Raw genomic sequence first — 4,630 nt, forward strand, 5'->3', positions numbered from 1 at the left:
GTATTGCCCGCTGTGTTCCCGCACTGCCCGAAAGAAGAAGTCATACCCTAAGGATATCAAGAAAGACCCAGAAAGGACCTATCTCGGGGGTGATAAAACACTTACCCGGCCACCACGACCCGCCTTTTCCTTTTCCTGGATCGAAGCCCTACAAGAACGGAGCACACACCCCTGCCCGCATTCTTGGGCAAAGCGGACAAATGCGGGCCCAAATGGGAATGATCTTGCCCCTGTCTCCACTCTCGACGGCCGAGGGTGGAGACAGGGGCAAGATCATCGGGGTTTTCGCCGCACGCATTGACCAGCCGCGACACCCGGACCGTCAATGCTCCGGCGCAGGGGCAGGCATCGGCCGTCAGGCCGACAGAATCAGTTTTTCGGGCGTAGCCCGGAATGGCTCGGGCCTCGACCACCCGTCCCCGCCGAGTAGCCGGGGGGAATCTCACCCCCCGGCCCTCACAGATCCGTACGTGACAGTCTCCCGTCATACGGCTCTTATCACCCTGATCACCAGGAACGAGGAGCGTACGTAGTCCACTCCCACTGCGCGAAATAACGAGGCTGCCTTCTCACACCCTCATCCCACACACGCTGAGCTTTCTTCGCACCCCTCGACCGCTCGTACTTATTACGCATCCAACGCGGCTCATCCCAATCGGGGGTGTAGGAGTTGGGGTCTGAAGCCGCCGGTCTCGAGCAGGCTTCGGGCGATGTAGTTGGTCAGGGTGCGGAACCCGAGTGCGGAGCCGCGCAGGTGTTCGAGCCGTCCGTTGAGCGCCTCGGTCGGCCCGTTGCTGGTGCCGGGTCGTTCGAAGTAGGCGAGCACGTCAGCGGCTCGCTTCTTCAGGGTCCGGCCCAGGGTGGTGAGCTCGGTGAGCACCTTGGGGACGCCGGCGCTGAGGTCGGTGATCAGCTTCTCCATGAGCTCGCGGCCACGTTGCCGGTCCTCGTGGCGATAGGCGGCGATCATGCGCTGGTAGACACCCCAGGTCGCCTCGACCTCGACGTGAGCGTCATCAACGAACAGCGCGCGTAGCCTGTCGCTCTGCTTGTCGGTGAGCAGGTCCGCGCCGGTGTGCAGCGTGCGCCGCGACTTGTAGAGCGGGTCGTCCCTGAACCCACGGTGCCCGTGGATCGCGAGTTGGACCCGGCGCCGGCACCTGTCGAGGGCGTCACCGGCCAGGCGCACGACGTGGAAGGGATCCATCACCGTGACCGCGTCCGGGATCTCCTCTGCAGCGGCGGTCTTGAACCCGGTGAAGCCGTCCATCGCGACCACCTCGACCGCGTCACGGAAGGCGTCGTCGCGGTCGGCGAGCCAGGTCTTGAACGCCGCCTTCGACCGGCCCTCGACCATGTCCAGCAGCCTTGCTGGGCCGGCGCCATCGCGGACCGGGGTGAGGTCGATGATCACGGTGACGTACTTGTCGCCACGCCTAGTGTGGCGCCAGACGTGCTCATCGACGCCAATGACCTTCACGCCCTCAAACCGCGTGGGGTCGTTGATCAGCAGCCGCTTGCCTTCAGCCAGGACCGCGTTGTTGGCGGTGTCCCACGCGACCCCGAGTCCCTCGGCGACACGGGCGACGGTGAGGTGTGCGACCACGATCCCTTCCAGCGCCCACCGCAGCCCGGTGCGCGAGAGCTTCGCGCGTGGCTCCGCCGCGGCGCTGGTGTCTTGGCGCCACACGTGTCCGCAGTCGGCACAGCGGTAGCGGCGCACTACAACTTCCAGCACGGTCGGTCGCCAGCCCAGCGGCTCGTGGGCCAACCGCCGGATCACGGTGTCACGAGCAGCGCCTTCGCTGCCGCACCGTCGGCACCACTGATCTGGTTCCACCACGCGGCACGCGAGGACCGCACGATCCGGTTCAAGTCGTTGTCCGGTCACGCTCAGACCGAGGCCGTCGAGTCGAGCGAAGGCGGTCAGGTCAGGGCGGCCGAAGCCGGCCGGCGGGGTAGCGTCGGACACGTCGAGGTCTTTCGGATGGATGGCGTAGGAACCTCCGTCGTCGGGAGACCTCGACGTCTATCTGCGGACCGACGCGCCCGGCCGACCTACACCGTCATCTGAGAAGACCCCTGAAACGTCTTCGACGACGACGGGACCGGCGAGGAGGAGGGCGCGGTGAGCTAAAGGAATGGAGCTTGCTCGGCTTCGACGCCGCCGCAAGCTCCGGTGAAACGGTCGGTACTGGTCGGTCGTCGTCGGTCACCACCGGATGGCGGCGTCCCCCACGCTCGGCGTTTGCGCAGGTCAGCGGCTCGTTCGCCCAGTGGGCGCATCAAGCGATAGACGCAAAGCCGACGTGATTAGGTCGTCAGTTCGATTCCGACAGGCGGCTCCGGCGAACAGCCCCTGACCTGCGGAAACGCAGGGCAGGGGCGGTTCGGTTCTGGTGGTCGCGCGATGCGCTGGCCTCACGGCTCTGCCCGACACCGACGTCGCTCTCCTCTGCGACGGACCCCTCGCCGGCTGAGCGCTCGCGGCCGGCATCCTGCCCGTGTGCCGATAGGCCTCGCACCGCTCGGCAACGCAGCGTGGCGTTGCGTCGCGACCTGGCGACGGCTCGGCGGGGCGCGATCGTCTCGTGCGTTGGCGGACTACGGGAGCTTGGACGCGAGGACGTCGGCCGCCAGGATCTCGGGTGCTGCGCCGAGGAGGTGCTGGTTGGCCATCAGGGCTGCGACGATGGCGCCGTTGGCGTGGGCGTCGCGAGCGGCCTCGTCGGGGAATGCATCGAAGATCCAGAAGGTGTCGGCGTGGGTCCTGACCGCGAACCAGACAATCGTTCCTACTTCTTCGTTGGCGAGCGCGACAGCGCCGGCGAGCAGATCGGCGAGCGCGTCGTGCTGTCCATCGGCCGCGACGATCTTGGCGACGAAGGCATACGGAAGTGATGCGGGTGTGGACATGAGGGGTTCTCCTAGGTGTCGAGGTTTCTTGGTGAAGCGAGTTCAGCGTATGACGAGCAAGGGCATGTGAGAAGTGGCGTATACGGCAGTATTGCTATTGTTTGCGCCATGCGTATCGGACTGATCGCGATCGACGGCTGCTTCGGTTCGGCTGTCGCGTCGGTCATCGACATCGTGCGGGTGGCCGACGGAGCCCGCGGCGATGTCGACCCGCGGATTGACCCGATCGAACTCGCCATCCTCGGACCGAAACGGAGAGTGACCACGACGGCATCGATGACCCTGTCGGTGGACCACCCGCTGTCGGAGTCCGCAGAGTTCGACGTGGTCGTCGTCCCTGCGCTTGGAACCCTCACGGCCGCCGCTACCAACGACGCCCTCCAGAGCCGAGATGCTCGTTCGGTCATCGCCTCGCTCGGGCGCCTCGACGACGCGACCACCCGGATCGCCGCGGCGTGCACCGGCGTGTTCGCTGTCGCCGAGACCGGACGGATGCATCATCGGCGGGCGACGACCAGCTGGTTCCTGGGGCCGGAGTTCCTGAAGCGCTATCCGACCGTCGCCCTCGATCTCGACACCATGGTCGTGGTCGACGGGAACCTCGTCACCGCCGGCGCCGCGTTCGCCCACATCGACCTCGCGCTCTCACTCGTGCGATCGATCAGCCCCGACCTGGCCCAACATGTCGCCAAGCTCCTCATCATCGACGAGCGTCCGTCGCAGGCGGCCTTCGTCGCCTACGAACATCTCCGGCACGAGGACCCGATCGTCGTCGAGTTCGAACGCTTCGTGCGCGCCCGCCTGGACGAACCGTTCAACGTCGCCTTCGTCGCGCAGTCGCTCGGCACCAGCCGGCGCACCCTCGAACGACGAGTCCGTGCGGCGCTCAACCTCACTCCGCTCGGCTTCGTCCAACGGCTTCGCATCGAACGAGCTCGGCACCTCTCAGCAACCACGGACCTCACCTCCGCCGAGATCGCGCTACGGGTCGGCTACGCGAACGCCGAGACTCTGCGCTCCCTCCTGCGTAGGGAGCGACGCCGTTCCTGACCTATCGCCATGCCTGTAGCCGGTGTCCTAGTGCTCGACTGGAACCACCTCTCAGCACGTCGCGTCGACGCTCCTGCGTCGCCCCTGGACGACCCACTCGACACGCCCGCAGCACAGGCCATGTGACGTGTCCCGGCTTCCCGGATGGTCGGGGTTGGGTGGCTGTGATGTCGCTGCGTTCTCGTCGAGGGGGTCAGCAGACTCGATCAGGGTCGATTGGGATGAGACGCGAAGGCGGTCAGGTCAGGGCGGCCGAAGCCGGCCGGCGGGGTAGCGTCGGTCACGTCGAGGTCTTTCGGATGGATGGCGTAGGAACCTCCATCGCCGGGAGACCTCGACGTCTACCTGCGGACCGACGCGCCCGGCCGACCTACACCCTCATCTGGGAAGAGCCTCCAACGCATCAAGTAGGCATTGATACGCTTCAGAAGAGGAAACAACTCCCACTTATTGAAAGCCCCGTAATAGCTCATCCACCCCCGCACGATCGGATTGATCTTCCGCGCGAGGTCTTCCGAACTATGGCCAGTCCGATGGTGCAGCCTCCAGGACCGCACCTGAGCACTCATCCTCTTCAGAGCCTGTTTACTGACCGCGGGCGAAAACGACAGGAAGAGACTCCCATCCCACCGCATCGACGCCCTCTGACGAAACGTGAACCCCA

General features: G+C 65.7%; 4 protein-coding genes. 1 reads left to right on the forward strand and 3 read right to left on the reverse strand.

What is annotated here, in order from left to right; all coding sequences use genetic code 11:
- Positions 1 to 646: 646 nt before the first annotated feature.
- Together ACYVDG_RS32405 and ACYVDG_RS32410 are read right to left on the reverse strand one after the other, a co-directional pair.
- Positions 647 to 1,972: an ISL3-like element ISPfr2 family transposase gene (locus ACYVDG_RS32405; RefSeq protein WP_460763973.1), complete on the reverse strand. Its 1,326-nt coding sequence runs from the start codon at positions 1,970 to 1,972 to the stop codon at positions 647 to 649.
- Between the two features lie 632 nt (positions 1,973 to 2,604).
- The gene (locus tag ACYVDG_RS32410; RefSeq protein ID WP_003941073.1) at positions 2,605 to 2,916 is read right to left on the reverse strand and encodes a putative quinol monooxygenase; all 312 of its coding nucleotides are present in this window, start codon (positions 2,914 to 2,916) and stop codon (positions 2,605 to 2,607) included.
- A gap of 108 nt (positions 2,917 to 3,024) precedes the next feature.
- Between ACYVDG_RS32410 and ACYVDG_RS32415 the strand changes: the two genes are divergently transcribed.
- Positions 3,025 to 3,966, forward strand: coding sequence for a GlxA family transcriptional regulator (locus ACYVDG_RS32415; protein ID WP_003941078.1), 942 nt, complete (start codon positions 3,025 to 3,027; stop codon positions 3,964 to 3,966).
- A 341-nt stretch (positions 3,967 to 4,307) separates the two neighbouring features.
- Here the strand turns inward: ACYVDG_RS32415 and ACYVDG_RS32420 are convergent, their stop codons facing one another.
- A complete protein-coding gene (locus ACYVDG_RS32420; RefSeq protein WP_460763976.1) occupies positions 4,308 to 4,601 on the reverse strand; it encodes a group II intron maturase-specific domain-containing protein in 294 nt (97 codons plus the stop codon).
- Positions 4,602 to 4,630 lie beyond the last annotated feature (29 nt).

This window comes from Nocardiopsis oceani (assembly GCF_054777395.1).

Coding starts and splice junctions, on each gene's coding strand:
- ACYVDG_RS32415 (WP_003941078.1), top strand. CDS start 3,025: ATGCGTATCGGACTGATCGCGATCGACGGCTGCTTCGGTTCGGCTGTC.
- ACYVDG_RS32410 (WP_003941073.1), bottom strand. CDS start 2,916: ATGTCCACACCCGCATCACTTCCGTATGCCTTCGTCGCCAAGATCGTC.
- ACYVDG_RS32420 (WP_460763976.1), bottom strand. CDS start 4,601: ATGCGGTGGGATGGGAGTCTCTTCCTGTCGTTTTCGCCCGCGGTCAGT.